Source organism: Asticcacaulis benevestitus DSM 16100 = ATCC BAA-896 (assembly GCF_000376105.1).
Lineage (GTDB): Bacteria > Pseudomonadota > Alphaproteobacteria > Caulobacterales > Caulobacteraceae > Asticcacaulis > Asticcacaulis benevestitus.
In genome coordinates this window covers 2,501-5,342 of sequence record NZ_AQWM01000073.1, presented here as the reverse complement: position 1 = coordinate 5,342, position 2,842 = coordinate 2,501, and the positions used below count along the sequence as shown (strand labels likewise).

The following is a 2,842-nucleotide window of genomic DNA, read 5'->3' as shown; positions in this document are numbered from 1 at the left end:
GCAAGCAGGTATGACATTAATTTCAGTGTATGTTGATGTTGTTCCATTATGGACTGTGCTACCGCATTCGCTGCTTGAGCACACATAAATTTAATTGAGGAACGATCAAGCCTATCGGATTATTAGTACTGGTTAGCTTCACTCCTCACGGAGCTTCCACACCCAGCCTATCAACGTGGTGGTCTACCACGATCCTCAGCGAGACCTTGTTTTGAGGCTAGTTTCCCGCTTAGATGCTTTCAGCGGTTATCTATTCCATACTTAGCTACCCTGCTGCGCGGCTGGCGCCACGACAGGTCCACCAGAGGTATGTCCATCCCGGTCCTCTCGTACTAGGGACAGATCCTCTCAAGTCTCGTACACCCACGGCAGATAGGGACCAAACTGTCTCACGACGTTCTGAACCCAGCTCACGTACCACTTTAAATGGCGAACAGCCATACCCTTGGGACCTGCTCCAGCCCCAGGATGTGATGAGCCGACATCGAGGTGCCAAACTTTGCCGTCGATATGGACTCTTGGGCAAAATCAGCCTGTTATCCCTAGAGTACCTTTTATCCGTTGAGCGATGGCCCTTCCACGCAGGACCACCGGATCACTATGGCCGACTTTCGTCTCTGCTCGACTTGTCAGTCTCGCAGTCAGGCGGGCTTATGCCATTGCACTCGTCGAACGATTTCCGACCGTTCTGAGCCCACCATCGCGCGCCTCCGTTACACTTTGGGAGGCGACCGCCCCAGTCAAACTACCCACCACGCCATGTCCCGGATCCGGATAACGGATCTCGGTTAGACGTCAACAGCAATAAGGGTGGTATTTCAAGGATGGCTCCACGAGAACTGGCGCCCTCGCTTCATAGCCTCCCACCTATCCTACACATGTTGCTGCTAACGCCAAGGCGAAGCTATAGTAAAGGTTCATAGGGTCTTTCCGTCTGACCGCGGGAACCCCGCATCTTCACGGGGAATTCAATTTCGCTGAGCCTATGCTGGAGACAGTGGGGAAGTCGTTACGCCATTCGTGCAGGTCGGAACTTACCCGACAAGGAATTTCGCTACCTTAGGACCGTTATAGTTACGGCCGCCGTTTACCGGGGCTTCAATTCGCAGCTTGCACCACTCCTTTTAACCTTCCGGCACCGGGCAGGCGTCAGACCCTATACGTCGCTTTACAGCTTCGCAGAGCCCTGTGTTTTTGATAAACAGTCGCTACCCCCTAGCCTGTGCCACTTACATCTGGTTGCCCAAATACAAGTCACGCTTATCCCGAAGTTACGCGTGTAATTTGCCGAGTTCCTTCAGCATAGTTCTCTCAAGCGCCTTGGTATACTCTACCTGACCACCTGTGTCGGTTTCGGGTACAGTCTCTGTATGAGTTATTTCCAGGGACAAGTTCCCTGCAAGGAGCAATCCAATAAGCCCTCACAAGTTACCTCATCCGTCACTTCATACTGGCCCAGGAATATTTACCTGGTTCCCATCGACTACGCCTTTCGGCCTCGCCTTAGGGGCTGGCTAACCCTACGCAGATTAGCTTTACGTAGGAACCCTTGGTCTTTCGGCGAGAGTGTCTCTCACACTCTTTATCGCTACTCATGTCAGCATTCTCACTTCTGATACCTCCAGCCAACCTCACGATTGACCTTCACAGGCTTACAGAACGCTCCGCTACCGCTCCCGAAGGAGCCCTGATCTTCGGCACATGGCTTTAGCCCCGTTACATTTTCCGCGCAGGATCGCTTGATCAGTGAGCTGTTACGCTATCTTTAAAGGATGGCTGCTTCTAAGCCAACCTCCTGATTGTCAAAGCAATCCCACATCGTTTCCCACTTAGCCATAATTTGGGGGCCTTAGATGCAGGTTAGGGTTGTTTCCCTTTTCACCATGGACGTTAGCACCCACAGTGTGTCTGCCGAACAGTTCTCTTGGGTATTCGGAGTTTGGTTAGAATTGGTACCACTCGCGCAGCCCGCATCCATCCAGTGCTCTACCCCCCAAGGAATAAATTCGACGCTCTACCTAAATAGATTTCGCGGAGAACCAGCTATGTCTAGGTTTGATTGGCCTTTCACCCCTATCCACAAGTCATCACAGAATTTTTCAACATTCACGTGTTCGGACCTCCAGTTGGTGTTACCCAACCTTCATCCTGCTCATGGATAGATCACCTAGTTTCGGGTCGTCATGCGACGAACTTAACGCTCTATTCAAACTCGCTTTCGCTACGCCTACACCTAACGGCTTAAGCTTGCTCGGCACATGAAGTCGCTGACCCATTATACAAAAGGTACGCCGTCACCCCGCTGGGGGGCTCCGACTGCTTGTAGGCTTCCGATTTCAGGATCTGTTTCACTCCCCTTGTCGGGGTGCTTTTCACCTTTCCCTCACGGTACTTGTTCACTATCGGTCGTAGAGGAGTACTTAGGCTTGGAGGGTGGTCCCCCCATGTTCAGACAGGATTTCACGTGTCCCGCCCTACTCGAGTCTCTTGCTATTTGACGCCTACGGGACTGTCACCCGCTATGGTCGACCTTTCCAGATCGTTCGGCTTTATTTCACAAGAGCACTGGCCTGGTTCCCGTTCGCTCGCCACTACTAGGGAAGTCTCGGTTGATGTCCTTTCCTCCGGTTACTGAGATGTTTCAGTTCACCGGGTTTGCTTAATAAGCCTATGTATTCAGCTTATTATACCTTTCAACAACTAACTCATCTAACCAAACCAGAAGGTTTGGATAAATGAGAGAGCCGTAAAGGTGGGTTTCCCCATTCGGAAATATGCGGATCAATGGGTGCTAGCGCCTCCCCGCATCTTATCGCAGCTTGCTACGTCCTTCATCGCCTCT

General features: G+C 51.7%; 1 rRNA gene (only partly in view). It reads right to left on the bottom strand.

Features of this window, described 5'->3' with window-relative positions:
• Nucleotides 1–101 precede the first annotated feature (101 nt).
• A 23S ribosomal RNA gene (locus B060_RS0123215) occupies nt 102–2,842 on the bottom strand; it runs 41 nt beyond the window's last position.